The following is a 23,187-nucleotide window of genomic DNA, read 5'->3' as shown; positions in this document are numbered from 1 at the left end:
TTTTTCCCAAAACGTGACCATTCCGTAGTTGGCGATTGGAGCGGTTGGGTCCCGCAGTGGGGGCATCATTCCTAACGTGACGGATGCAGGCGCCCGGGGGGGCGCTACCGCGCAGCGGCCAGGGACACACGGGCAGGCGGACTCCGCCGCCCGCGACACAGGGTTGAACCATCTGGGCTCGCTCGCCGTCCGGGGGGACGACGGGGCCATGGACTCGCTGTTGCGCGCGGTCCGGCCCATGGTGGTCAGGTACTGCCACGCACGCCTCGCCCGGGTCTCGGGCCTGGCCCACTACTCCGACGACGTGGCGCAGGAAGTCTGCATCGCGCTGCTCTCGGCCGTACCGCGCTACCAGGACCGGGGCCGCCCCTTCGCGGCCTTCGTGTTCGGCATCGCCGCCCACAAGGTCGCCGACACCCTGCGCGTCGCGGGCAGGGTGGAGACGGTGCCCACCGACGCGGTGCCCGAGCAGCCGGACGACGACCCGGGACCGGAGGAGTCGGCGGTGCGGGTGATCGAGGCCCAGCGCGCCAGGGAGCTCCTGGACGAGCTGCCGGAACAGCAGCGCAAGCTCCTGGTCATGAGGGTGATCGCAGGACTGACAGCGGATGAGACGGGACATGTACTGGGAATGTCGGCGGGCGCGGTACGGGTCGCCCAGCACCGAGCTATCGCTCGGCTTCGGCAGGTGGCCGTGGCGAACCGCCTCCTCCCCTGAACACGGCGGACGCCCCCGTCCCGGGCGCCGTGTGTGCCCCGACCGCCCGCGGGTCCACGGCCGCTGCCGCTACCCCGGCCAGGCCGGACGCCGCAGTTCCGGCTGGCACTGAGCGCGTCGCACCGCGCGCCGGCCCCGCCCTCCGGCGACCGGCCGCCCGTGACCCCCGGCCGCTCCGGCGACCGGCCCCTTCGTGCTGCCCGGCCGCTCCGGCGACCGGCCGCCCGTGGACGCTCCGGTCCCGTGGCGCACGGCCCCTCCGACCCTCCCGAGGGAAGCCCGGGGCGCCGACCGGTGTTGTCCGGAGGCAGGGGCGGGCAGGTCCGTCCGTGCACGGCCCCCAAACCGTGATACCGCTCACTTTCGGGTCGGGGTGACGGGTCAAACACCTCATTCCACCGGGGCCGCACAGGGCGACGACCTAGGATGAGACGACACGCGGGGGCGAACCGCGCAGGTGTGCCGGGATAGCGGAGGTTGTGTCATGGGCCAGGAGTACAGCGACTACGGGGACAAACTGCTGCCGCCGGGGTTGACCTACGACGACGTGCTCCTCGTACCGGCCTACTCCGACCTCCAGCCGGGCGAGGTGGACACCACCACCCGCCTGTCCCGCAACATCACCCTGAGCATCCCCCTGCTGTCCGCGGCGATGGACACCGTCACCGAGGCCCGGATGGCCGTGGCCATGGCGCGCCAGGGCGGCGCCGGCGTCCTGCACCGCAACCTCTCCGCCGAGGACCAGGCCAGCCAGATCGACCTGGTCAAGCGCTCCGAGGCCGGGATGGTCACCGACCCCGTCACCTGCAAGCCGGAGGACGACCTCGCCGAGGTCGAGCGCCTGTGCGCCCACTACCGGATCTCCGGCGTCCCCGTCACCGACGCCGGCGGCTCCCTCGTCGGCATCGTCACCAACAGGGACATGCGCTTCGAGAGCGACCGTACCCGGCTGGTCCGCGACGTCATGACCACCGAGAACCTGGTCACCGCCCCCGTCGGCGTGAGCCGCGAGCAGGCCTTCGAGCTGCTCCGCAGGCACAAGGTCGAGAAGCTGCCCCTGGTCGACGCGCAGAACCGCCTGCGCGGCCTGATCACCGTCAAGGACTTCATCAAGAGCGAGCAGTTCCCCGACGCCACCAAGGACGCCGACGGGCGCCTGGTCGTCGGCGGCGCCGTCGGCGTCGGACCCGAGGCCGAGGAGCGGGCCAAGCTGCTCGTCGAGGCCGGGGTCGACTTCGTCGTCGTGGACACCGCGCACGGCCACTCCGCCGGACTCGCCGACATGATCGCCAAGCTCAAGGCCAACTCCCGCGCCGACATCGTCGCGGGCAACGTGGCCACGCGGGCCGGCGCCCAGCTGCTCGTCGACGCCGGGGCCGACGCCGTCAAGGTCGGCGTGGGACCGGGCTCCATCTGCACCACCCGCGTCGTCGCCGGCGTCGGCGCGCCGCAGCTCACCGCCATCCTGGAGGCCTCCAGGGCCTGTGGTCCGGCGGGCGTCCCGCTCATCGCGGACGGCGGGCTCCAGTACTCCGGCGAGATCGCCAAGGCCATCGCCGCGGGCGCCAGCACGGTCATGCTCGGCAGCCTGCTCGCGGGTGTCGAGGAGAGCCCGGGAGAGCTGATCTTCATCAACGGCAAGCAGTTCAAGGCCTACCGGGGCATGGGCTCGCTCGGCGCCATGCGGGGCCGCTCCTTCTCCAAGGACCGCTACGCCCAGGCCGACGTCGCCTCCGAGGACAAGCTGGTCCCCGAGGGCATCGAGGGCCAGGTGCCCTTCCGCGGCCCGCTCCAGGCGGTCGCCCACCAGCTGGTCGGGGGCCTCCACCAGTCCATGTGGTACGCGGGGACCCGTACCGTGCCCGAGCTCCGCGAGCGCGGCCAGCTGATGCGGATCACCAGCGCCGGACTGCGGGAGAGCCACCCGCACGACATCAAGATGACCGTCGAGGCGCCCAACTACAACGCGCGCTGACCCGTCCCGCGCGCCGGTCCGCCGGCGCGTCGGCGGTGCGGGCCGTCCGGGAGACCCCTCCCGGGCGGCCCTTCCTCGTCTTCCCCCTTCCGCTCCCGGCCCCCGGCGGCCCCGCGGGCGGCTCCGACGCCCGGATGTCCGAGGAACCCGTGACCGTCGGGGACCCGGTCGCCCACGGGGACGGGTGCGACCGCCGGGGCCTGCCCGGCCGGTGGGGCGGCGACCCGGTCGGCCGCGCTGCACGAGTCCAGGCGGAGCGGGTCAAACCCGGTCCAACTTTTGGGCGGATAGACTCTCGGCGGCAGGAAAGACGCCGGTAGACGAGCCGGTGCCGCACGTCAGAGGGGATCGAAACGTTGGCGCAGGTGGAGATCGGGCTGGGCAAGAACGGGCGCCGGGCCTATGAGCTCGACGAGATCGGGATCGTGCCTGCCCGACGCACGAGGGACCCGGAGGAGGTGTCGATCGCCTGGCAGATCGACGCCTACCGGTTCGAGACGCCGCTGGTGGTCAGCCCCATGGACAGCGTCGCCTCCCCCAAGACGGTCGTGGCCGTCGGGGAGCAGGGCGGTCTGGGCGTGCTCGACCTGGAGGGCCTCTGGACCCGCTACGAGGACCCGGAACCGCTGCTCCAGGAGATCCGCGAGCTCGACGACGTCGCGGCCACCAGGCGGCTCCAGGAGATCTACGCCGCCCCCATCCAGGAGGAGCTGATCGGCCGCCGGATCGAGGAGATCCGCGACGCCGGCCTGGTCACCGCGGCACGGCTGTCTCCGCAGCGCACCGCCCAGTACCACAAGGCCGTCGTCGACGCCGGCGTGGACATCTTCGTGATCCGCGGCACCACGGTGTCCGCCGAGCACGTGTCCGGACGCGCCGAGCCGCTCAACCTCAAGCAGTTCATCTACGACCTGGACGTCCCGGTCGTGGTGGGCGGCTGTGCCACCTACACCGCGGCCCTGCACCTGATGCGGACCGGCGCGGCCGGCGTGCTGGTGGGCTTCGGCGGCGGTTCCGGGCACACCACGCGGTCCGTGCTCGGCGTGGCCGTGCCGATGGCGAGCGCCATCGGCGACGTGGCCGCCGCGCGCCGCGACTACCTGGACGAGTCCGGGGGCCGCTACGTGCACGTCATCGCGGACGGCGGCATGACCGGCAGCGGTGACATCGCCAAGGCCCTGGCCTGCGGCGCCGACGCCGTCATGGTGGGTTCGCCGCTGGCGCGGGCCACGGAGGCCCCCGGCGGCGGCTACCACTGGGGCAGCGAGGCCCACCACGAGGAGCTGCCGCGCGGCGAGCGGGTCAGGGTGGGCACCATCGGCGACCTCAAGTCGATCCTGCACGGCCCGGCCGACACCAGCGACGGTTCCATGAACCTCATGGGCGCCCTGCGCCGCACGATGGCCACCTCCGGCTACACGGACCTCAAGGAGTTCCAGCGGGTCGAGGTCGTCGTCAACCCGCACCGCTAGGCGTACGCGTCCCGAGCGGGTCGAGGGGGCCGTGCCGTCCGGCACGGCCCCCTCGCGTCGCGGCCCCCCGCGGCCGCGCGTCCGGACAGGCCCGGGACCCGGGGCCGGACAGGCCCGCCGCACGGCCCCGCGGGCGGCCCGGTGGCCGGGCCGGCGCTGCCCGGGGGCCGGTCCCACGTCCCTGAACTGGGCGAACAAGGGCGGGGGTGGGATCGATGAGCACCGACTGTCCCTGGTCGCGTACTTTGGTGACGCGTGATGTGCAGTTGACCTTTTCTTGACGAGCGGGGAGCCAGATGGGCAGGCGACGGGCCACCGGTACCGGGAGGCGTCGAAGTCGTGGTCCGGTGATCGTCGTCTGTGTGACGCTCTCACTGTGCCTGTTGGTGACAGGGGGAGTGTTCTACCTGGTGGGACGGGTTTCCGACGCCCTCAACGAGTGGTCCCCGCCCGCCGGGCAGACCGCCGAACCCCAGGCCGGCACCATCGAGACGCCGCCGCACGACCAGCTCACGGGGCCGCCGGACCTCTCCGAGCTGACGGCGGCCGCGGCGGACCCGGATGCCTCCGGGGAGCCGGGCGCCGACGAGCGGCACACGCCGGAGCCGACCGCCCCGCGCGCCGAGGGCGCCTGGGTGGAGCGGGTGGCCGAGGCGACGACCATCCCGAGCCGGGCCCTGGAGGGGTACGCGAGCGCGCAGCTGGTGATGGCCGAGGACCAGCCGTCCTGCCAGCTGTCCTGGCCCACCCTGGCCGGGATCGGCATGGTGGAGTCGATCCACGGCACCTACGCCGGGGGCGAGCTCGGACCGGACGGCACCACGACCGTGGACATCATCGGCATCCCGCTCGACGGCACCAACAACACCCGCGCGATCCCCGACACCGACGGCGGCCGGTACGACGGCGACACCGAGTGGGACCGGGCGATCGGCCCGATGCAGTTCATCCCGACGACGTGGGGGCGCTGGGGCGCCTCGCTGGAGGGCGGCGACCCCGACCCGCACAACATCGACGACGCGGCGCTGGCCGCCGCCCGGTACCTGTGCGCGGAGGGCCGCGACCTGACCGACGCGGCCGACTGGGAGGCCGCGATCCTGGAGTACAACCGGTCCAGGGAGTACGTCAACGACGTCCTCGCCTACGCGCACGCCTACGCCGACGCGTCCGCCTGAGCGGCTTTCGTCCACAGGCCCCGGCGGGGGCCTCCCGCGGAGCGGTTCCGCGTGGTTCCCTGGAATCGGGGGGTCCCCGGGCCCGCTCCGCGCAGCCGTGCCCGCACTCACCCGCGCGCCCCGGCCCCCTCCCGGGTGCCGGTCCCCGCCCCGCCGCCCGTGCCGGCCCCGGTCCCGCCCGCGCCCTCCCGCGCGAGCGCGTCGCTCTCCTCCCGGGTGGGGACGCCCTCCCGGGCGAGCGCGCTCTCGGGGGCGAGCCGCGCGAGCAGCGTCCGGCTGATGTCGAGCAGCTGGTCGCGCTGCTCGGCGCTGAGCACGTCGAACAGGTTCTCCCGCATGCTGACCACGTGCCTCGCGCCGGCGTCCCGCAGGACCCCGCGGGCCTTGTCGGTGAGGACGGCGAACCAGCTGCGGCGGTCCTCCTCGCAGTGCACGCGGTCCACGAGGCCCGCCTCGGCCAGCTTCCGCACCGCGTGCGAGATCCGGCTGGCCCTGGTGTGGGTCAGCTCGGCCAGGTCGCTCATCCGCAGTGACCCGTGCTCGCTCTTCGAGAGCAGGACGAGCAGCTCGTAGTAGGTCAGGGGGAGGTCCACCTCCTGCTGGACGTCGCGCTCCACGCGCTGGTCCAGCAGCCGGAAGGCCAGTGTGGCGGCGTCCCAGGTCCGCTCCTCGGACGTGCTGATCCCGCAGTGTTCGCTCATGGGCAGATGCTACCAGTCTGGAATGTTGCGCACTGAAGCTTTCTGTCTTACTCTCGTGCTGAATAGTTCAGTGCTGGATAAAAACCCTCCCAGAGAGCCGGGTCCCATGAACCCCACCGAATCCGCAGCCCCCACCGGCGCCGGGACGCCCGCCCGTCCCGCGGGCCCGGCGGAGCCCCCGCCCACCGCCGGACCCGCGAGGCCCGTCGCCCCCGGACCCTCACCGCGGTCCGGACCGGACGCCCCCGGGCGCCCCCGCCGGGCCGTCCTCGCGCTCGCCGTCCTGGCGCTGGCCCACTTCACCATCTCGGTCGACTTCAACATCGTCTACATCGCGCTGCCGCAGATCGGCGCGGACCTCGGCTTCGGCCCCGCCTCGCTCCAGTGGGTGGTCACCGCCTTCTCGCTCGGCTACGGCGGCTTCCTCCTCCTCGGCGGCCGGGCCGCCGACCGGCTCGGCGCGCGCCGCATGCTCGTGGCCGGCGCCGCCCTCATGGGGGCGGCCTCCGTCGCGGGAGCCCTGGCCCAGGACCCCGGGGTCCTGATCGCCGCCCGCGCGCTCCAGGGGCTCGGCGCCGCGGCGCTCTTCCCCGCCACCCTCTCCCTGCTCAACAACACCTTCCGGAAGGGGCCCGAACGCACGCGCGCCCTGGCGGTGTGGGGGACCGCCGGCGCTTTCGGCGCCCTGGCCGGAGGCGCGGTCGGAGGCATCCTCACCAGCGTGTTCGGCTGGCCCTCGGTGTTCTGGGCGCTCGTCCCGGCCACCCTCGCGGTCGTGGTGGCGGCCCCCGGCGTGCTCCCCGCCGACGTGCGCCGCCCCGCACGGGCCGGGTTCGACCTGCCCGGAGCGGTCGCGGTCACCGCCGGTTCCCTCCTGGTGGTCCTCGGCATCTCCCTCGGGCAGAGCGTCGGGTGGGCCTCCTGGCAGAGCGCCGGGGCGATGGTCCTCGGCCTGCTGACCCTGGGAGCGCTGCTGCTCCTCGAGCGCCGCGCCGCGGACCCCCTGCTGCCGGTGAGCCTGCTCACCAACCGCCCCCTGCTGGTCACCATGGCGCTGGTCTTCGTGCTCATGGGCACCGTGAACACGCTGCACTACGTGTACACGACGCACGTCCAGGACACCCTCGGGCTCGGCCCGCTCGCGGCGGGGCTCGGCTTCCTCCCGCAGGGGCTGGCCGCCATGCTCGGCTCGGCCCTGCTCCTGCCCACGCTGCTCGACCGGTGGGGCGTCCGCCGCGCCCTCGTGGCCGGCATGGCCGGCTCCGGCGCCACCGCGGCCCTCTTCGCCGTGGCCGTCGCCGCCGACTCCTACTGGGCGATGCTCCCGGCGGTCGTCCTGCTCGGGGTGACGGCGGGGACCACCTACCCGGTGCTGTTCGCCGCCGCCGCGTCGGGCGTCGCCGCCGACGAACAGGGGGTCGGTTCGGCGATGGTGTCCACCGCCCAGCAGATCGGCGCCGCCGTCGGCCTGGCGTCGCTGGTCGCCGTCGCCGACGCCGCCTCGGGGCCCGCCTCCTCCGGGCTCGGCGCCGCCTCCCTCGCGGGCGGTCTGGCCACCGCGGCCGCGGCCCTCCTCGCCCTGGCGCTGCGGAGCCGTCCGGCGGGATGAGCCGCCGGGCCGGAGCCCGCGCCGCCCCGGCGGCAGGCGCGGGCCGGGGCCGCCGCGCGGAGGACACGCCGGTCCGGGCGCGGGCGCACGGCGCGCCCGCCCCCGGGCGGCTAGCCTGGTTCCCTCTGATCGCCCCGATGGACACGGGCCCCGGGTGGGTATGCGCCTGGGAGGAACACCATCGAGACGGAGGACCACGGATGGCTACCACCTGGCTGGGACCGAAGGGGCGCGCCGAGGCGCTCGCGTCGATGAAGGACGAGGAACTCGACGTCCTCGTGGTCGGGGGAGGCATCGTCGGGGCCGGTATCGCCCTGGACGCGGTCTCGCGCGGGCTGTCCACGGGACTCGTCGAGGCACGCGACTTCGCCTCGGGCACCTCCAGCAGATCCAGCAAACTCATCCACGGCGGACTGCGCTACCTGGAGCAGTTCGACTTCGAGCTCGTGCGCGAGGCGCTGCACGAACGGGGTCTGCTCCTCACCACCATCGCGCCGCACCTGGTCCGCCCGGTGCCCTTCCTGTTCCCGTTCGCGCGGCAGTGGGAGCGCGCCTACATCGGCGCGGGAGTCACGCTGTACGACGCCCTGGCGATGTCCTCCCGCAACAACCGGGGGCTCCCCTCGCACCGGCACCTGAGCCGGAACGGCGCGCTGAAGGTCTTCCCGGCCCTCAAGCGCAGCGCCCTGGCGGGGGCGATCCAGTACTGGGACTGCCAGGTGGACGACGCCCGGCTCGTCACCAGTGTGCTGCGCACCGCCGCCGGGCTGGGGGCCAGGATCGCGTCCCGGGTCCAGGCGGTCGGGTTCCTGCGCGAGGGCGAACACGTCGTCGGCGCCAACGTCGCCGACCTGGAGACCGGCGACGAGCTGCGCATCCGCGCCCGCCAGGTGGTCAACGCCGCGGGGGTGTGGACCGACGACATCCAGGAGATGGTCGGAGGTCGCGGACAGATCCACGTCAGCGCCTCCAAGGGCATCCACCTGGTCGTCCCGCGCGACCGCATCCAGGCCTCCTCCGGCATGATCCTGCGCACGGAGAAGAGCGTCCTGTTCGTCATCCCGTGGGGCCGCCACTGGATCATCGGCACCACCGACACCGCCTGGGACCTGGACAAGGAGAACCCGGCGGCGAGCCGCGCCGACATCGACTACGTGCTGGACCACGTCAACCAGGTCCTGCGCACGCCCCTGGGCAGGGACGACGTCGAGGGCGTGTACGCGGGGCTGCGGCCCCTGCTGACGGGCGAGTCCGAGGAGACGTCCAAGCTCTCCCGGGAGCACACGGTCGCCCACCCGGTGCCGGGCCTGGTCCTCATCGCCGGGGGCAAGTACACCACCTACCGGGTGATGGCCAAGGACGCGGTGGACGCGGTCGCCCACGGCCTGGGCAGCAGCGTCCCGCAGTCGGTCACCGACCGGCTGCCGCTGGTGGGCGCGGACGGCTACGCCGCGCTCTACAACCAGCGGTACCGGCTCGCCCGCGACTCGGGCCTGCACGTCTCCCGGATCACCCACCTGCTCCGCCGCCACGGCTCCGGCGTGCACGACCTGCTCGACCTCGTCAGGGAGCGCCCCGACCTGGGACGCCCGCTCGCGGCGGCCGACGACTACCTGCGCGCGGAGATCGTCTACGCCGCGGAGGCGGAGGGGGCGCGCCACCTGGAGGACGTCCTCTCCCGGCGGACCCGGATCTCCTTCGAGACCTGGGACCGGGGGATCGCCGCCGCCGAGGAGGCCGCCGAACTCCTCGCCGGGCCGCTGGACTGGAGCAAGGAGCAGATCCAGCGCGAGGTGGAGTACTACCGCAAGGGGATCGAGGCGGAGCGCGCCGCGCAGGAGCAGGACACCGACCAGGAGGCCGACGCCATCCAGCACGGGGCGCCCGAGATCGTCCCGGAGGCGCGCGTCACCCGGAACTGACCGATGGGCGGGCGGGGGCTCCCCCGCCCGCCGGGACCCCGCGGGCCCGCCGTCCCCGGACGGCGGGCCCGCGCGTGTGGCCTGCGGCACACCGTCCCGCTAGGGTGCGGTAGCGACCCCTGCCCTCCCCCCGAAGGACGCGAACCCATGATCAAGGTGCTCCTCGTCGAGGACGACGTCCGGCTCGCCGACGCCCTCGCCGGCGCACTGGAGGCCAACGGCTACACGGTCGACCAGGTCCGGACGGCCGAGGGCGCGCTGGCGGCGGCCCCCGCCGACCTGGTCCTGCTCGACCTCGGCCTGCCCGACATGGACGGCATCGAGCTGTGCGGCCTCCTGCGCGAGCGCCACGACGTCGGCGACACCGCGGTCATCATGGTCACCGCGCGCGGGAGGCAGCGCGAACGCGTCCGCGGCCTGCGCTCGGGGGCCGACGACTACGTGGTCAAGCCGCTCGCCGTCGACGAGCTCTGCGCGCGGATGGAGGCGGTGCTGCGCCGCACCCGCAGGCGGGACGGGGGTCCCCTGGCGATCGGCCCCCTGCGGGTCGACCGCGCGACGCGCGCCGTCGTCCGCGACGGCGAGCGGGTGGACCTCACCCGGAAGGAGTTCGACCTCCTCCTCGCCCTGGCGGCGGAGGCGGGCGCGGTCGTGTCCCGCGAACGCCTGATCCTGAGGGTGTGGCGGACCACCTGGCCGGGGACGCTGCGCACGCTGGAGGTGCACATCGGCACCCTGCGCGCCAAGCTGGGTGTACCCGGGCTCATCGAGACCGTGCGCGGCGTCGGCTACCGGCTGGCGGAGGGCGGGCACGGCGTCCCCGCCTCCCGCCACGAGCCCGCCCGCGGGCCCGACCCGGCCGACCCGGCCGACCCGGCCGAGCGGGCCGAGGGGCCCGCCGCGGACGCCGCCCCGGCCCCGGCGGCCTGACCGGGGCCCGGCCCCGACCGGGGCGCCGCCATGCGCCGACGTGTGCTGACCGTGTACGCGACCCTCCTGGTCGCCGCCTGCCTCGGGCTGGCCCTGCCCCTGTGCGGGAGCATCGCCGCCCGGGGCACCTCCGACATGCTCCTGGACCGGATCAACGACACCGCCCGCTTCGCCGGCCTCGCCGAACCGGGTGTGCTCACGGGGGCGGCGTCGGGCCTGACGGGCGAACTGGCGGCCTACGACCGGCTGTACGGCATCACCGCCGTCGTCGTCGACCGGGACGGCGCCGTCGTCGCCTCCTCCCGCGAGGTCGCCGACCTGTCGGACCTGGAACCCGGGCGGTGGGGGCAGCACGGCGACGAGCTGCCCGAGGCGGTGCGGACCGCGCTGGCCGGCAACCGCATGGGCGCCGACAGGGTGGTCTACCCCTGGCAACGGGGACCGCTGGTCGTGGCCGAGCCCGTCGGCCGCTCGGGCGAGGTCGTCGGCGCGGCGGTCACCGCCTCGCCCACCGGCTCCCTGCGCCGCTCGACCCTCGTGCAGTGGTGCGTGGCCTGGGCGGCGGTCGCCGTCCTGATGGCCGCCGGGTTCGCCGCGGCGGGCCCCCTCACGCGCTGGGTGCTGCGCCCCATCGACGACCTGGAGGAGGCGACCCGCGCCGTGAGCGGGGGGAGCCTGGACACCAGGGTGCGGGCGGAGGAGGGGCCCGAGGAGCTGCGCCGCCTGGGGGAGTCGTTCAACCGGATGGCGGACACCATCACCTCCATGCTGGAGAGCCAGCGCACCTTCGTGTCCTACGCGGGACACCAGGTGCGCAACCCCCTGGCGGCCCTGCGGCTGCGGGTGGACTCCCTGTCGCGGCACCTCACCCCGGAGGGGGTGCGCGACCACCGGATGGCGCTGGACGAGGTGGACCGCCTCTCCCGGATCTGCGACAGCCTGCTCACCCTCGCCCGGACGGAGGACACGGAGCAGTCCCTGGTGTGGGAGGACGTCCTGGAGGTCGTCGACGACCGGCTGGCGTCCTGGGAGCCGATCGCGGAGCGCGCGGGCGCCGTGCTGGTCCGCGAGGGGGTCGAGGGGGTGCGGGTCCGCAGCGCGGAGGGGACCCTGGACCAGGCGCTGGACGCGCTCATCGACAACGCCCTGAAGTTCGGTGGGAGCGGTGTGCGGGTCACGGTGCGGGTGGAGCGGGCGGAGGCGGGCCCCGACGGGCCCGGCCACGTGGACGTGCACGTGGTGGACGACGGCCCGGGCCTGCCCGAGGCGCGGCTGGAGCAGGCGTCCCGACCGTTCTGGCGCGACGGCCACGACGGGGTGGGCGGCTCCGGGCTCGGCCTGTCCATCGTCGTCACGCTGCTGGAACTCCAGGGGGCGCACCTGTCCCTGCGGCCGGCCTCGCCGCACGGGATCGACGCGAGGATCCGCCTGCCGGCCTGAGCGCGTCCGCCGTCCCGCCGCCCACCGGTCCGTCGTAGGCGTACTTGACCTCGCGGTAGTACGCGGCCGCACCGGGGTGCAGGGGGATCGGCAGGGTCGCGATCGCCGACCGGGTGTCCAGGTGCAGCGCGACCGGGTGGATCCGGGCCAGCTGGTCCCGCCACTCGAACAGCAGGCGGGTCAGGTCCTCCGCCGAGTCGTCGGGCATGGACGCGTCGGCGACCAGCAGGCTCGGGACCCCGACGGTGCGCACCGAGGGCACGCCCGGGTAGGTGCCCGCGGGCACCGGCCGCGCGGAGAAGTACTCGCCGTACCCGGCGACCAGGGCGGGAACGTGCCCGGCCAGGTCGAGCAGCCGGACCGGGGTGCGCTCCGCCAGGTCGGCGACCGCCTGGGTGGGCAGGCCGCCGGACCAGAAGAACGCGTCGACCTCCCCGTTCTCCAGGGCCCGCGCCGAGGCCCCGATGCCCAGCCGGAGCCGGACCGTCCCGCCCTCCCGGAGGGGGCCTGCGGAGCCGGCCGGCTCCGGGCGGAGCCCGGCCAGGTCCAGGAGCCGGTCGGCCATCATCTCGGTGCCCGAGCCCCGGGCGCCCACGGACACGGTGGCCCCGGCCAGGTCGGCGACCTCTTCGTAGGGGGAGTCCGCGCGCACCACCAGGTGCGTGTGGTTGTCGTAGAGGCGGGCGATCGCCGTGATGGGCAGGGGTTCCCCGAAGGGCGGATCCCCCGCGACCGCCAGCGCGGCGACGTCGGCCAGCGTGAAGGCGGCGTCCAGGGAGCCGGAGGCCACCCGCCGGTTGTTCTCCACGCTCGCGGCGGTGGTGAGCGCGGTGATCTCGGTGTCCGGACGGGCGGTCGCGATCCGGGCGAGCCCGGAACCGTAGGCGTGGTAGACGCCCCCCTCGCCGCCCGTGCCGACGGACAGGCGCAGCGGGTCGGACACCCACGTCTGCGACCAGGTGAGGAGGGGCGCCGCGACCACGGCCGTGAGGAGGAGCCCCGCGGCCGTCGACAGCCGCTGGAAGGGGGGTCGCGCCATGGGCCGAACACTAGCAAGGACCGCGAAACCTCAGGAGAGGCTCAAATCCCTCCCGCCCCGCTACGGGTTGCGTGCGCGTGACGGCTACGTTTCAGGACAGCGGAGTGGCCTGCGCCACATCGGCCCTGTTCGGAGCGGATCCGCCTCCGCCCGGAGCCGCTCCGCCACCGCCCCCGCCTTCCCCCGAGAGGACACCCCCGACCATGCGACGCACGATGCTGTCCCTGGCCGCCATCCCCGCCGGTGCCCTGCTGCTGGCCGGTTGCGCCCAGCCCGCCGAGTCCGAGGGGGAGGATGTCGGGCTCGGGGCCGGCCCCGTCCAGGAGCGCCTCAGCATCGTCACCGGCGGCACCGCGGGCGTCTACTACCCGATCGGCGGCGCCCTGAGCACCATCATCGGCGACCACGTCGAGGGCCAGACCGGCTCGGTCGAGGCCACGGGCGCGTCGGTGGAGAACATCCGCCTGCTCGGCTCCGGCGAGGGCCACATCGGCATCGTCCAGGGCGACGCGGCCGACCAGGCGGCCCAGGGCAGCGCGGACTTCGAGGGCGACCCCGTCCAGACCTACTCGCTGGCAGTCCTCTACCCCAACGTCTTCCACGCGGTGACCCTGGACTCCATCGCGCAGGCCAGGGGCTTCGAGTGCTTCGGGGACGTGGCCGGCAACCGCTACTCCGTCGGCGACGTCGGCAGCGGCAACGAGGCCACCACCAACCAGGTCTTCGAGTCGCTGGAGATCGCCCTCACCGAGATCGAGATCGACCAGCTCGGCTACGCCGAGACCGCCAGCGCGCTCCAGAACAACCAGCTCGACGCGGGCTCGTGGGTGGTCGGCGAGGGCCACGCCGGGATCACCGAGCTCGGCACCACCGACGACATCTCCATCATCCCTCTCTGCGACGACGAGCGCTCCGCCGTCGTCAACGGCTACGGCGGCTACACCGAGCACGTCATCGCGGGCGGCACCTACCCGGGCGTGGACGAGGACGTCGAGACCATCGCGGTGTGGAACGCCCTGGTCGTGTCCGGCGAGTTCAACGAGCAGCAGGCCTACGACATCACCTCGGCCATGTTCGAGAACATCGACCAGGTCCTCAACGTGTACGCCCCCGGCGAGGAGTACCTGGTCCCCGAGACCATCGTCAACAGCCCGGTCCCGGTGCACCCCGGCGCGGTCCGCTTCTACGAGGAGCAGGGCGTCGAGATCCCCGGGGACCTGCTCCCGTAGGGGCGCGCCGCGATGGAGACCGCTTCCCCGCCGCACGCGGGGCGGCCCGCGGACGCCGGGAGGCCCCGGTGGCCGCGGACCGCCGCCCTGCTGGGCGCGGGCGCGGTCCTGACCGCCCTCCTGCTGCCCGTGTGGCCCGCGCTCAGGCTCAGCGACGGCGGCGACACCATGGGCCACCTCCGCCTCGCCGGGGGCGAGCCCTTCACGGTCTCCTACGTCCACTCCATCGACGGCCTGCCGATCGAGGAGAACCTCCTCGTCCGGGACGGACGCCTGGTCGTGGACTCCACCCGCGTCCGCCAGTTCGGCGCGGGCATGGGCCACATCCCCGGAGAGGGGACCGGCCGCGCCGACGGCGAGTGGTGGGTCGTGGAGGGCATGGAGCGCGACATCGGCACGGAGCTGACCATCCGGGTCGGCGCCCCCGCCGTCGACCACCGGATCCGCGCCCCGGGGGCCGAGGTGCGCCTGTCGCCGTGCCTCGCCGCGCACCCCGTGCGCGTCGAACCGGTGCTGCTACCCACGCTGCTCCTGCCCCTCGCCACCGTCCCCGAGCCGGAGTGCTGACACCGCGCTCCGCCGCCCGCGACCCGCACGCACCAGCCCAGAGAGCACCGAGGAAGAAGCATGGCCGAGACACCCCCGCCGGAACGGGACGACACCCCGACCGCCGACCCCGCGGACCCCGCCGACGCGCAGGCCGGACCGTCCCCGGAGAGCCGGGCCGGGGCCCCCGCCGACCTCCCGGCCGGGGACGGGACAGGGCCGCGGCCCGGGAGGGGCAGGCGCAGGACCGGCACCTCCGCCGACGCGCTGCCCGACGTCGAGGGCGAGGACGGGGAGGCCGGGCCCGCCTGGCGGCGGATCGCCGCGGCCCGCTGGGGAGAGACCCCTCTCGCCGCCGCCGTCGGCGCCGTCGTCCTGGTCCTGGCCGCCGCGCTCACCCTCTTCCAGCTCTACATCGCCCTGCGCGCCGGCTTCGACGCGCGCCAGCAGCGCCTCATCCACCTGATGTTCATCATGGTGCTGGTGTTCCTGGTCAAGCCGCCCCTGAAGGGGAGCGCCGGGCGCTCCGTCCCGGCCCTGGTGCTCGACCTCGCGCTGATCGCGGGCACCGTGGCGGTCAGCTTCTACCCCATGGTGTTCCAGGCCGAGCTGGCCTCCCGCGCCGGCGCCTACACCGACACCGACTGGATCATGGGCCTGGCCGCGATGCTCCTCCTGCTGGAGGCGACCCGGCGGACGGTCGGCATGGTCATGGTCGTGATGGTCGCCGTGTTCGTGTTCTACGCCTGGATCGGGCCGCTCGTCCCCGGACAGTTCGGCCACTCCGGCGCGACCATCCAGCGCATCGCCACGCACAGCTACCTCGGCGACGGCATCTACGGGATGACCCTCGGCGTGGTCGTCACCTTCGTCTTCGTGTTCATCCTGTTCGGGGCGCTGCTGTCCAAGACGGGCGGCGGCAGCTTCTTCGTCGGGCTGGCGTACGTGCTCACGGGGCGCATGGTCGGCGGCCCCGCCAAGGGGGCGGTCCTGGGCAGCGCCCTCATGGGCTCCGTCTCCGGCAGCGCCATCGCCAACGTCGTCAGCACCGGGCCGTTCACGATCCCGCTGATGAAGAAGGTCGGCTACAGGAAGCACGACGCGGCCGGTGTCGAGGCCGCGGCCTCCACGGGCGGGCAGATCCTGCCCCCCATCATGGGCGCGGGCGCGTTCATCATGGCCGAGCGCACCGGCATCCCCTACGCGGACATCGTCAAGGTGGCGATCATCCCGGCCCTGATGTACTTCGGCGTCATGTTCCTCTTCGTGGACATCCTGGCGCGCAAGTACGGCATCGGCCTCGCGAAGGACTCCGACCTGCCCTCCCTGGGCACGGTGATGAAGGCGGGCTGGCACTTCCTCGCCCCGCTGGTCCTGCTCGTCGTCCTGCTGCTCCAGTACGTGCCGCCGACCCGGGCGGGCCTGTACGCCTGCGGGGCACTCCTGGTCGTGGCGATGCTCCGCGCCGGGAGCCGCCTGTCCCCCAGGGACTTCCTGGAGGTGTTCGTCCTCGCCGCGAACAGCACGCTGTCCGTCTCCGTCGCCTGTGCGGTGGCGGGCATCATCGTCGGCATGGTCGGCCTGACCGGTCTCGGCCTGGTCTTCTCCGACGTCCTGGTGACCGCCTTCGCGGGCAGCCTGCTGCTCACCCTGCTGATGGTGGCGCTGGCCTCGCTGGTCATGGGCATCGGCCTGCCGGTCACCGCGTCCTACGTGGTCCTGGCGGTGCTGGCGGTCCCGGCGCTGGAGGAGCTGGGCCTGGCCGTGATCGTCGCCCACATGATCGTGTACTGGTACAGCCAGGACTCCAACGTCACGCCGCCGGTGGCCTTCGCCGCGTTCGCGGCGGCGGGCATCGCCAACGCCAGTCCGATGCGCTCGGGCCTGTCCGCGTGGAAGTTCGCCAAGGGCCTGTACCTCATCCCCGTCCTGATGGCCTACTCGGCCCTCATGGCCGTCGAGGGGCCGGTGTCGAACCTGGTGGTCGCCGTGCTCAGCGGCTGTATCGCCCTGGCGGTCGCGGCGATGGCGCTGGAGGGGCACTTCCTGCGGCGCACCCTGCTCGGCGAACGCCTCGCCCTCACGCTGGCGGCCGTCCTCGTCATGATCGCCCCCGAGTGGAGCGCCCTGACCGGCGCGGTCCTGTCGGTGTCCGTCGACCCCGACTGGTTCGTTCTCGCGGGCTCCGTCCTGGGCGTCGTGCTCATCGCCCTCCAGGTCGTCAACCACCGCAGGGACAAGGCCCGCGGCGCGGTCCCCGCGCCGGACGCGCCCGGCGGTGGCGGCGCTCCGGAGGCCGAGCCGGCCCCCGGAGGCGGCGCAGCGGAGGGGAGCGCGGGCAGGGCCGGGGCCCCGGCGTCCGGGTAGCGGCGCCCTCTGCGGCCCCCGGCACGCCCGGCCCCCGCCCCGGCGGTGGCGGCCCGGCCCCGCCGTGCCCCCCCGGCGGGCCCGTCGTCCAGGCACGACGGGCCCGCTACGCTCGCACACATGTGGCGATTCGGACGCAATCCGGCAAGGGTGCCCCGCGGCGCCGACATCGAGGCGCGCCTGGTGTCCGCGTCCCTGGGCGCCGACCCCCTCCTCCGGGCCGGGTGCGAGGCCGTGCGCGAGGGGGAGGCCGCGGCCGCGCTGCCGCTGCTGGCCGAGTCCCGCGAGGACCCCGAGACCCGCGTGGTCCAGGCGGAGGCGCTCGGCCGCGCGGCCGCGGACCGCCCCGAGAGCGTCGTCGAACTCCTCGGGGACGGCGCCGACCGGGCCGACGTCCTGCTCTGGCTGGGGCACACGCTCCTCGCCCGCGCGCTGCGCCGGCCCGCGGGCGGCGCGGACACCCGCCAGGCCGACCGCAAGGCGTTCACCGCGGCCCTGGACGAGGCCCGCATCCCCCTGGAGGCGTCGGCGCGGCTGCGCACCGACGACGCCGCACCCTGGGCGGGCCTCCAGACCGTCGCGATGGGCCTGGGCGCCGACCGCGAGGACAAGGACCGGCTCTGGCGCGAGATCGCCGGACGGTCGCCGCACCTGTTCCCCGCGCACCTGGTCCGCACGCGCTCCCTGTCCGCGACCAGGGGCGGCAGCACCGAGGAGATGTTCGCCTTCGCGGGAGCCGCCGCCGACACCGCGCCCGAGGGGCACCCGCTGCCGTCCGTCCTGGCGCTCGCCCACGCCGAGCACGTGCGGGTCGAGCAGAAGAGGCTGGCCGCCGAGGGCAACACCCCCTTCGTCGTCGACAAGGCGCTGGGCCGACTGCACGGCGGGTCGGCGCAGGAGCTGTTCGACCTCGCACAGGGGTGGGCGGCCGCGTCCGAGCCGCACCCCGGCGACGTCCGGGCCCACCACCTGTTCGGCTGGGCGTTCCACCGCGCGGGCATGACCGAGGCCGCCCGATGGCACCTGTCCGCCGTCGGCAACGTCTACTGCGACCAGCCGTGGTCGTTCTTCGGAGGCGCCCGGTCCCAGGTGGCCCGGGCGATGGAGGAGCTCGGCGTGGACCCTGGCCGCACGACGGGCGGGCCGGAACCGTCCTGAGGGCCCCGTGAGTAGGCGTACTCATGCGGGGCGAGGGGAGGCGGGGGAAGCTGGGACCATGACCCACCGACCCCACACCCCCGTGTCCGCCCCCCGCGCGATGCTCCTCGCCGCGGCCGCGGCGCTCGCCATGTCCGTCCTGCTGCTCCTGGCCGCCTGGGTGGCGCGGGCCGCCATCGGGGCCCACGACGACAGCCCCGACGCCAACATCGGCGCGGGCATGCTCCTGACGTTCGTGCCCGTCCTCGTCGCCCCCCTCCTGGCCTGGCCCCTCCTCCGCCTCGTCCGGCTGCCCTACCCGGGTCTCACCGCGCTGGTCTTCGCGGTCCCCTACCTGGTCCTGTCGTTCGTGGGCCTGACGGTGTGGGTGTGGATCGACACCGCCATCCCGGTCGGGTCCGCCTACACCGAGATCGACCCGATGCTGACCATGGGCGCGGTCGACGCTGTCGTCTCCGTGCTCTGCCTGTCGGGCGCCGCCCTGGTCACCTCCCGCCTGCACGCCGCCGGGCCCGCCCGGCAGAGCGCCGGCGGCTGACCCCCGGCGGCTCCGCACGGCCGCCCGCCGCGAGGTCCCCCGGCCCCGGGACCCGGCCGCCGGACGCACCGCTCCGCCGGCCCCGCCGGAAAAGCCCTGGCCCCGCGCCGGATCGAGGGGACACAATGCACGGGTGCTACTGACGATCACGACCACGGCGGCCCCGGCGACGGACCTCGGTTTCCTGCTGCACAAGCACCCGGACAGGGCGCAGAGCTTCGAGCAGTCCTTCGGAACCGCCCACGTCTTCTACCCCGAGGCCACCGGCGAGCGCTGCACGGCGGCCCTCCTGCTGGACGTCGACGCCCAGGCGCTCCTGCGGGCGCGCACGTCGGTGAGCTCGCCCGACTTCTCCCTCGCCCAGTACGTCAACGACCGCCCCTACGCGACGTCCTCCCTGTTCACGGTGGCACTGGGCAGGGTGTTCCGGTCCGCGCTGCGGGGCTCGTGCAGGGCCCGGCCCGAACTGGCGCGCACGCCCCTCCCGCTGGAGCTGCGGATGCCGGCCGTCCCCTGCCGCTCCGGCGCGGAGCGCGCCCGGGCGCTCTTCGAGCCCCTGGGGTGGACGGTCGACGCCGAACCGGTCCCGCTCGACCCCGGCCTGCCCGGCTGGGGCGACTCCCACTACCTCTCGCTCACCCTCACCGGGACCGTGCGCCTGTCCGAGGCCCTCAGCCACCTGTACGTGCTGCTCCCCGCCATGGACGGCAGCAAGCACTACTGGGTCGACCGGAGCGAGGTCGACAAACTCCTCCGCGCCGGCGGCCTGCCCGGCGCCGCGCCGCGGACGGCCGTGGACGGGCCGTCCGCGGCCGGGGAGGCGACGCCCTCCGCGAGCGCGCCGGAGGCGCCCGGGGAGGACGGCGACGGGACGGACGGGCCCGACGCGGACGTCGGCTGGCTGGCCGGGCACCCCGAGCGGGACTGGATCACCCGCCGCTACCTCAACCGCCGCGACGCCTACGTGCGGACCGCGCTGGCCCGCATCGCCGAGGCCGAGGACCTCGCGGAGGGAGACGGCGCGGACGACCCCGCGGCGGAGGAGGCCGAAACGGCGCCCCCGGCCGAGGGGCACGACGAGCGCGTCCCCACCCTGGCCGAGCAGCGCGCCGGGGCGGTCATGGCGGTGCTGGAGGCGGAGGACGCCACCAGCGTCATCGACCTGGGCTGCGGCTCCGGCCGGCTGCTCGCGCGGCTGGCGGCCGACCGCTCCCTCACACGCGTGACCGGGGTGGACGTCAGCGTCACCGCCCTCGAACACGCCCACCGCAGGACCTGCCGGGGCTGCGACCCCGGCGGGGGCAGGCGCCACCGGCCGCTGCCCGCCCTCACCGGCGGGGCGGTGGGCGCCAACGGCGCGCCGCCGCGCCCCGAGCTGCTGGTCGGCTCCGTGGTCTACCGCGACCGGCGGTTCTCCGGTTACGACGCCGCCGTCCTGATGGAGGTGATCGAGCACCTCGACCCGTCGCGGCTGCCCGCGATGGAGGAGAGCGTGTTCGGCGCCGCCCGGCCCCGCGTCGTGGTGGTCACCACCCCCAACGCCGAGTACAACACGCACTACGAGGGCCTGGCGGACGGCTCCCTCCGGCACAGCGACCACCGGTTCGAGTGGACGCGCGCCGAGTTCGCCCGGTGGGCCGACCGCGTCGCCGAACAGTACGGCTACCGCCTCCGCCGCCTGCCGGTCGGGTCCGAGGACCCGGAGACCGGTTCCCCGACCCAGATGGGAGTCTTCGTCCGATGAGTACGACCGAGGAGGACCGGACCCCCGAGCCGCGTGTGCTCGGCGTGCCCAGGATGGGGCTCGTCGTGCTGATCGGGGTGTCCGGATCCGGCAAGTCCACGTTCGCCGCCGAGCACTTCGCGCCCACGCAGGTGATCAGCTCCGACCACTGCCGGGGCATGGTCAGCGACGACGAGAACGACCAGTCCGCGAGCGCGGACGCGTTCGCCCTGCTCCACACCGTCGTGGACATCCGGCTGCGGCGGGGACTCCTCACCGTCGTGGACGCCACCAACGTGCAGAGCAGGGTGCGCGGGGAACTGGTGCGCATCGCCAAGGACAACAACGTGCTGTCCACCGCGATCGTGCTGGACGTTCCCGAGGCCCTGGCGAAGGAGCGCAACCGCGGTCGGCCCGACCGAGACTTCGGCGACCACGTCGTCCGGCGGCAGCGGCGCGAACTCCGCCAGGGGCTGAAGAGGCTGTCCCGCGAGGGCTTCCGCAGGATCCACGTCCTGCGCGGCCCGGAGGAGATCGACGGCGCCACCGTCGAACTCGAGCGCGCCTGGCCGGACCGGACGGAGCTCACCGGCCCCTTCGACATCGTCGGCGACGTGCACGGCTGCCGGGAGGAACTGGAGGAACTCCTCGGCGTCCTCGGCTACGAGCTGTCCCGCGACGGGGAGGGGCGCCCCGTGGGGGCGCGCCACCCCGACGGGCGCACGGCGGTGTTCGTCGGCGACCTCGTGGACCGCGGGCCGGACAGCCCCGGCGTGCTGCGCCTGGTCATGGGCATGGTCGCCGACGGCGACGCCCTGTGCGTGCCGGGGAACCACGAGAACAAGCTGATCAGAGCGCTCAAGGGCGCCAAGGTCCAGGCCACCCACGGCCTGGCCGAGACCCTGGAGCAGCTGGCCCGGGAGAGCGAGGAGTTCCGCGCGCGGGTGCTCGCCTTCTGCGACGGCCTGGTCAGCCACCTCGTCCTCGACGGGGGAAGGCTCGTCGTCGCCCACGCCGGGCTCAAGGAGGAGTACCACGGCCGGGCCTCGGGCCGTGTGCGCTCCTTCGCCCTGTACGGCGAGACCACCGGGGAGACCGACGAGTACGGCCTCCCCGTGCGGCTGCCCTGGGCCCGCGAGTACCGGGGGAAGGCGGCCGTGGTCTACGGCCACGTGCCCACCGTCAAGGCGGAGTGGCTCAACAACACCATCTGCCTGGACACGGGCTGCGTGTTCGGCGGCAAGCTCACCGCGCTGCGCCACCCGGAGCGCGAACTGGTCGACGTCGACGCCCACCGCACCTGGTACGAGCCGGTCCGGCCGCTGTCGGGCACGCCCCCGGAGGACGGGGAGCGGCGCGCCGACGACACCGTCGACATCACCGACGTCGGGGTCGGCGACGGCGTCTCGGCTCCCGGCCTGTACGTGGAGACCGCCGACGGGGCCGTGCGCACCGACAGCGGCAGCACGCTGTCCGCGCTGGAGGTCATGAGCCGGTTCGCGGTCGACCCGCGCTGGCTCCTGTACCTGCCGCCGACCATGGCCCCCGCGCCGACCGCCGCCGCACCGGGGCTCCTGGAGCACCCGGACGAGGCGTTCGCGTACTTCCGGGGCGCCGGGACCGGCGAGGTCGTGTGCCAGGAGAAGCACATGGGCTCGCGCGCCGTCGCCGTGCTGTGCAGGGACGGGGAGGCTGCCGAACGGCGGTTCGTCCCCGGCGAGCTGGGGACGGTCTACACCCGGACCGGGCGCCCGTTCTTCCAGGACCCCGCGCTCCGGGCGGAGGTCGTCGACCAGCTGCGCCGCGCCGTGACCGAGGCGGACCTGTGGGACCGGCTCGGCACCGACTGGGTGGCCCTGGACGGTGAGCTCCTGCCCTGGTCGGCCAAGGCCCGGCCGCTGATCCGCGAGCAGTACGCGTCGGTGGGCGCCGCCGCCCGCGCCTCCCTGCCCGCCGCCGCGGCCGCCCTCCGCGCCGCGGCCGCGCGCGGTGTGCCCGTGGACGGCCTGGCCGACAAGGTCGCCCTGCGGACGGAGCAGACGGAGGCGTTCAGCCGGGTCTACCGGCGCTACTCGTGGGACACCGACGGCGCCGCGGGGCTCCGGTACGCGCCCTTCGCGGTGCTCGCCTCCGAGGGCCGCGAGTACACCGACGCCGACCACCTGTGGCACATGGCGATCGCCGAACGGCTCGCGGAGGCCGGAGGACTGGTGCAGCCCACCCGCTACCGGGTGGTCGACACCACCGACCCGGCGGCCTGCGGCTCGGCCGCCGACTGGTGGACCGACCTGGTCTCCGCCGGCGGCGAGGGCATGGTGGTCAAGCCGGTCCTGGGAGCGCGGGCCGAGGGCCGCAAGGGCCTGGTCCAGCCGGGGCTGAAGGTGCGCGGGCCCGAGTACCTGCGGATCGTCTACGGAGCCGACTACACCGACCCCGAGAGGCTGGCCGTGCTCAAGGACCGCAACCTCGGCCGCAAGAACAGCCTGGCCATGCGCGAGCACAAACTGGGGCTGGAGGCCCTGGCCCGGCACGCCCGCCGCGAACCCCTGTGGCGGGTGCACGAGCCCGTGTTCGCGGTCCTGGCACTGGCCTCCGAGCCGGTCGACCCGCGCCTGTAGGCGCGCGCCCGGCCCGGCGCCCCGCCC

17 protein-coding genes are annotated in these 23,187 nt (G+C 74.6%); 15 read left to right on the top strand and 2 right to left on the bottom strand.

Translation table 11 applies throughout. The features are described from left to right. Window positions 1–76 precede the first annotated feature (76 nt). From ACFQBR_RS19215 to ACFQBR_RS19200, 4 genes are all read left to right on the top strand, one after another. On the top strand, window positions 77–718 hold the full coding sequence (locus ACFQBR_RS19215; protein WP_378553997.1) for a sigma-70 family RNA polymerase sigma factor: 642 nt from the start codon (window positions 77–79) through the stop codon (window positions 716–718). Between the two features lie 484 nt (window positions 719–1,202). Then, window positions 1,203–2,693 (top strand): IMP dehydrogenase, encoded by a 1,491-nt coding sequence (gene guaB / locus ACFQBR_RS19210; protein ID WP_344180094.1) that lies wholly within the window; start codon window positions 1,203–1,205, stop codon window positions 2,691–2,693. A gap of 365 nt (window positions 2,694–3,058) precedes the next feature. Then, window positions 3,059–4,165, top strand: coding sequence for a GuaB3 family IMP dehydrogenase-related protein (locus ACFQBR_RS19205; RefSeq protein WP_267950243.1), 1,107 nt, complete (start codon window positions 3,059–3,061; stop codon window positions 4,163–4,165). Between the two features lie 296 nt (window positions 4,166–4,461). Continuing rightward, a complete protein-coding gene (locus ACFQBR_RS19200) occupies window positions 4,462–5,340 on the top strand; it encodes a lytic transglycosylase domain-containing protein (RefSeq protein WP_344180096.1) in 879 nt (292 codons plus the stop codon). 107 nt (window positions 5,341–5,447) lie between these two features. On the opposite strand, the gene ACFQBR_RS19195 is transcribed toward ACFQBR_RS19200, so the two are convergent. Further along, complete coding sequence (locus ACFQBR_RS19195) at window positions 5,448–6,041, bottom strand: MarR family winged helix-turn-helix transcriptional regulator (RefSeq protein WP_344180098.1); 594 nt, start codon at window positions 6,039–6,041, stop codon at window positions 5,448–5,450. A 106-nt stretch (window positions 6,042–6,147) separates the two neighbouring features. On the opposite strand from ACFQBR_RS19195, the gene ACFQBR_RS19190 reads away from it, so the two are divergent. The 4 genes from ACFQBR_RS19190 to ACFQBR_RS19175 all read left to right on the top strand — a co-directional run bounded on the left by ACFQBR_RS19190 (window position 6,148) and on the right by ACFQBR_RS19175 (window position 11,942). Then, window positions 6,148–7,650, top strand: a complete 1,503-nt coding sequence (locus tag ACFQBR_RS19190; RefSeq protein WP_344180100.1) for an MFS transporter — start codon at window positions 6,148–6,150, stop codon at window positions 7,648–7,650. A gap of 200 nt (window positions 7,651–7,850) precedes the next feature. Then, complete coding sequence (locus ACFQBR_RS19185; protein WP_267948093.1) at window positions 7,851–9,572, top strand: glycerol-3-phosphate dehydrogenase/oxidase; 1,722 nt, start codon at window positions 7,851–7,853, stop codon at window positions 9,570–9,572. A 147-nt stretch (window positions 9,573–9,719) separates the two neighbouring features. Further along, window positions 9,720–10,502 carry a response regulator transcription factor gene (locus tag ACFQBR_RS19180; protein ID WP_378553993.1) on the top strand — a complete coding sequence of 261 codons (783 nt, stop codon included), beginning with the start codon at window positions 9,720–9,722 and terminating at the stop codon, window positions 10,500–10,502. Window positions 10,503–10,532: 30 nt separating this feature from the next. Next, a complete protein-coding gene (locus ACFQBR_RS19175) occupies window positions 10,533–11,942 on the top strand; it encodes a sensor histidine kinase (RefSeq protein WP_344186094.1) in 1,410 nt (469 codons plus the stop codon). Here the strand turns inward: ACFQBR_RS19175 and ACFQBR_RS19170 are convergent. After that, window positions 11,854–12,981 (bottom strand): TAXI family TRAP transporter solute-binding subunit, encoded by a 1,128-nt coding sequence (locus ACFQBR_RS19170; protein ID WP_344186093.1) that lies wholly within the window; start codon window positions 12,979–12,981, stop codon window positions 11,854–11,856. The two genes, ACFQBR_RS19175 and ACFQBR_RS19170, sit on opposite strands and share 89 nt — an antisense overlap. Window positions 12,982–13,184: 203 nt before the next feature. Here ACFQBR_RS19170 and ACFQBR_RS19165 point away from each other — a divergent pair, with 203 nt between their 5' ends. The 7 genes from ACFQBR_RS19165 to ACFQBR_RS19135 all read left to right on the top strand — a co-directional run bounded on the left by ACFQBR_RS19165 (window position 13,185) and on the right by ACFQBR_RS19135 (window position 23,160). Then, window positions 13,185–14,210, top strand: coding sequence for a TAXI family TRAP transporter solute-binding subunit (locus ACFQBR_RS19165; RefSeq protein WP_267948097.1), 1,026 nt, complete (start codon window positions 13,185–13,187; stop codon window positions 14,208–14,210). A gap of 12 nt (window positions 14,211–14,222) precedes the next feature. Continuing rightward, complete coding sequence (locus ACFQBR_RS19160) at window positions 14,223–14,777, top strand: DUF1850 domain-containing protein (RefSeq protein ID WP_267948098.1); 555 nt, start codon at window positions 14,223–14,225, stop codon at window positions 14,775–14,777. A gap of 60 nt (window positions 14,778–14,837) precedes the next feature. Further along, window positions 14,838–17,123 (top strand): TRAP transporter permease, encoded by a 2,286-nt coding sequence (locus tag ACFQBR_RS19155; protein WP_378553990.1) that lies wholly within the window; start codon window positions 14,838–14,840, stop codon window positions 17,121–17,123. A gap of 120 nt (window positions 17,124–17,243) precedes the next feature. Next, the gene (locus ACFQBR_RS19150) at window positions 17,244–18,281 is read left to right on the top strand and encodes a hypothetical protein (RefSeq protein WP_344178942.1); all 1,038 of its coding nucleotides are present in this window, start codon (window positions 17,244–17,246) and stop codon (window positions 18,279–18,281) included. A gap of 58 nt (window positions 18,282–18,339) precedes the next feature. Continuing rightward, entirely contained in the window at window positions 18,340–18,819 is a 480-nt protein-coding gene (locus tag ACFQBR_RS19145) for a transporter (RefSeq protein WP_344178940.1), read from the top strand. 133 nt (window positions 18,820–18,952) lie between these two features. Beyond that, window positions 18,953–20,563: a 3' terminal RNA ribose 2'-O-methyltransferase Hen1 gene (locus ACFQBR_RS19140; RefSeq protein ID WP_344178938.1), complete on the top strand. Its 1,611-nt coding sequence runs from the start codon at window positions 18,953–18,955 to the stop codon at window positions 20,561–20,563. Next, the gene (locus ACFQBR_RS19135; RefSeq protein WP_344178936.1) at window positions 20,560–23,160 is read left to right on the top strand and encodes a polynucleotide kinase-phosphatase; all 2,601 of its coding nucleotides are present in this window, start codon (window positions 20,560–20,562) and stop codon (window positions 23,158–23,160) included. Before ACFQBR_RS19140 ends, ACFQBR_RS19135 begins: the two co-directional genes overlap by 4 nt. Window positions 23,161–23,187 lie beyond the last annotated feature (27 nt).

It is taken from the genome of Nocardiopsis tropica, assembly GCF_042660575.1.
Taxonomy (GTDB): Bacteria; Actinomycetota; Actinomycetes; order Streptosporangiales; family Streptosporangiaceae; genus Nocardiopsis; species Nocardiopsis tropica.
This window is presented reverse-complemented; position numbering and strand designations above follow the sequence as displayed.

Bases quoted from the DNA above. Each gene is read 5' to 3' on its own strand.
- guaB (WP_344180094.1), top strand. From the start codon at position 1,203: ATGGGCCAGGAGTACAGCGACTACGGGGACAAACTGCTGCCGCCGGGG.
- ACFQBR_RS19200 (WP_344180096.1), top strand. From the start codon at position 4,462: ATGGGCAGGCGACGGGCCACCGGTACCGGGAGGCGTCGAAGTCGTGGT.
- ACFQBR_RS19195 (WP_344180098.1), bottom strand. From the start codon at position 6,041: ATGAGCGAACACTGCGGGATCAGCACGTCCGAGGAGCGGACCTGGGAC.
- ACFQBR_RS19190 (WP_344180100.1), top strand. From the start codon at position 6,148: ATGAACCCCACCGAATCCGCAGCCCCCACCGGCGCCGGGACGCCCGCC.
- ACFQBR_RS19185 (WP_267948093.1), top strand. From the start codon at position 7,851: ATGGCTACCACCTGGCTGGGACCGAAGGGGCGCGCCGAGGCGCTCGCG.
- ACFQBR_RS19180 (WP_378553993.1), top strand. From the start codon at position 9,720: ATGATCAAGGTGCTCCTCGTCGAGGACGACGTCCGGCTCGCCGACGCC.
- ACFQBR_RS19175 (WP_344186094.1), top strand. From the start codon at position 10,533: ATGCGCCGACGTGTGCTGACCGTGTACGCGACCCTCCTGGTCGCCGCC.
- ACFQBR_RS19170 (WP_344186093.1), bottom strand. From the start codon at position 12,981: ATGGCGCGACCCCCCTTCCAGCGGCTGTCGACGGCCGCGGGGCTCCTC.
- ACFQBR_RS19165 (WP_267948097.1), top strand. From the start codon at position 13,185: ATGCGACGCACGATGCTGTCCCTGGCCGCCATCCCCGCCGGTGCCCTG.
- ACFQBR_RS19160 (WP_267948098.1), top strand. From the start codon at position 14,223: ATGGAGACCGCTTCCCCGCCGCACGCGGGGCGGCCCGCGGACGCCGGG.
- ACFQBR_RS19155 (WP_378553990.1), top strand. From the start codon at position 14,838: ATGGCCGAGACACCCCCGCCGGAACGGGACGACACCCCGACCGCCGAC.
- ACFQBR_RS19150 (WP_344178942.1), top strand. From the start codon at position 17,244: ATGTGGCGATTCGGACGCAATCCGGCAAGGGTGCCCCGCGGCGCCGAC.
- ACFQBR_RS19145 (WP_344178940.1), top strand. From the start codon at position 18,340: ATGACCCACCGACCCCACACCCCCGTGTCCGCCCCCCGCGCGATGCTC.
- ACFQBR_RS19135 (WP_344178936.1), top strand. From the start codon at position 20,560: ATGAGTACGACCGAGGAGGACCGGACCCCCGAGCCGCGTGTGCTCGGC.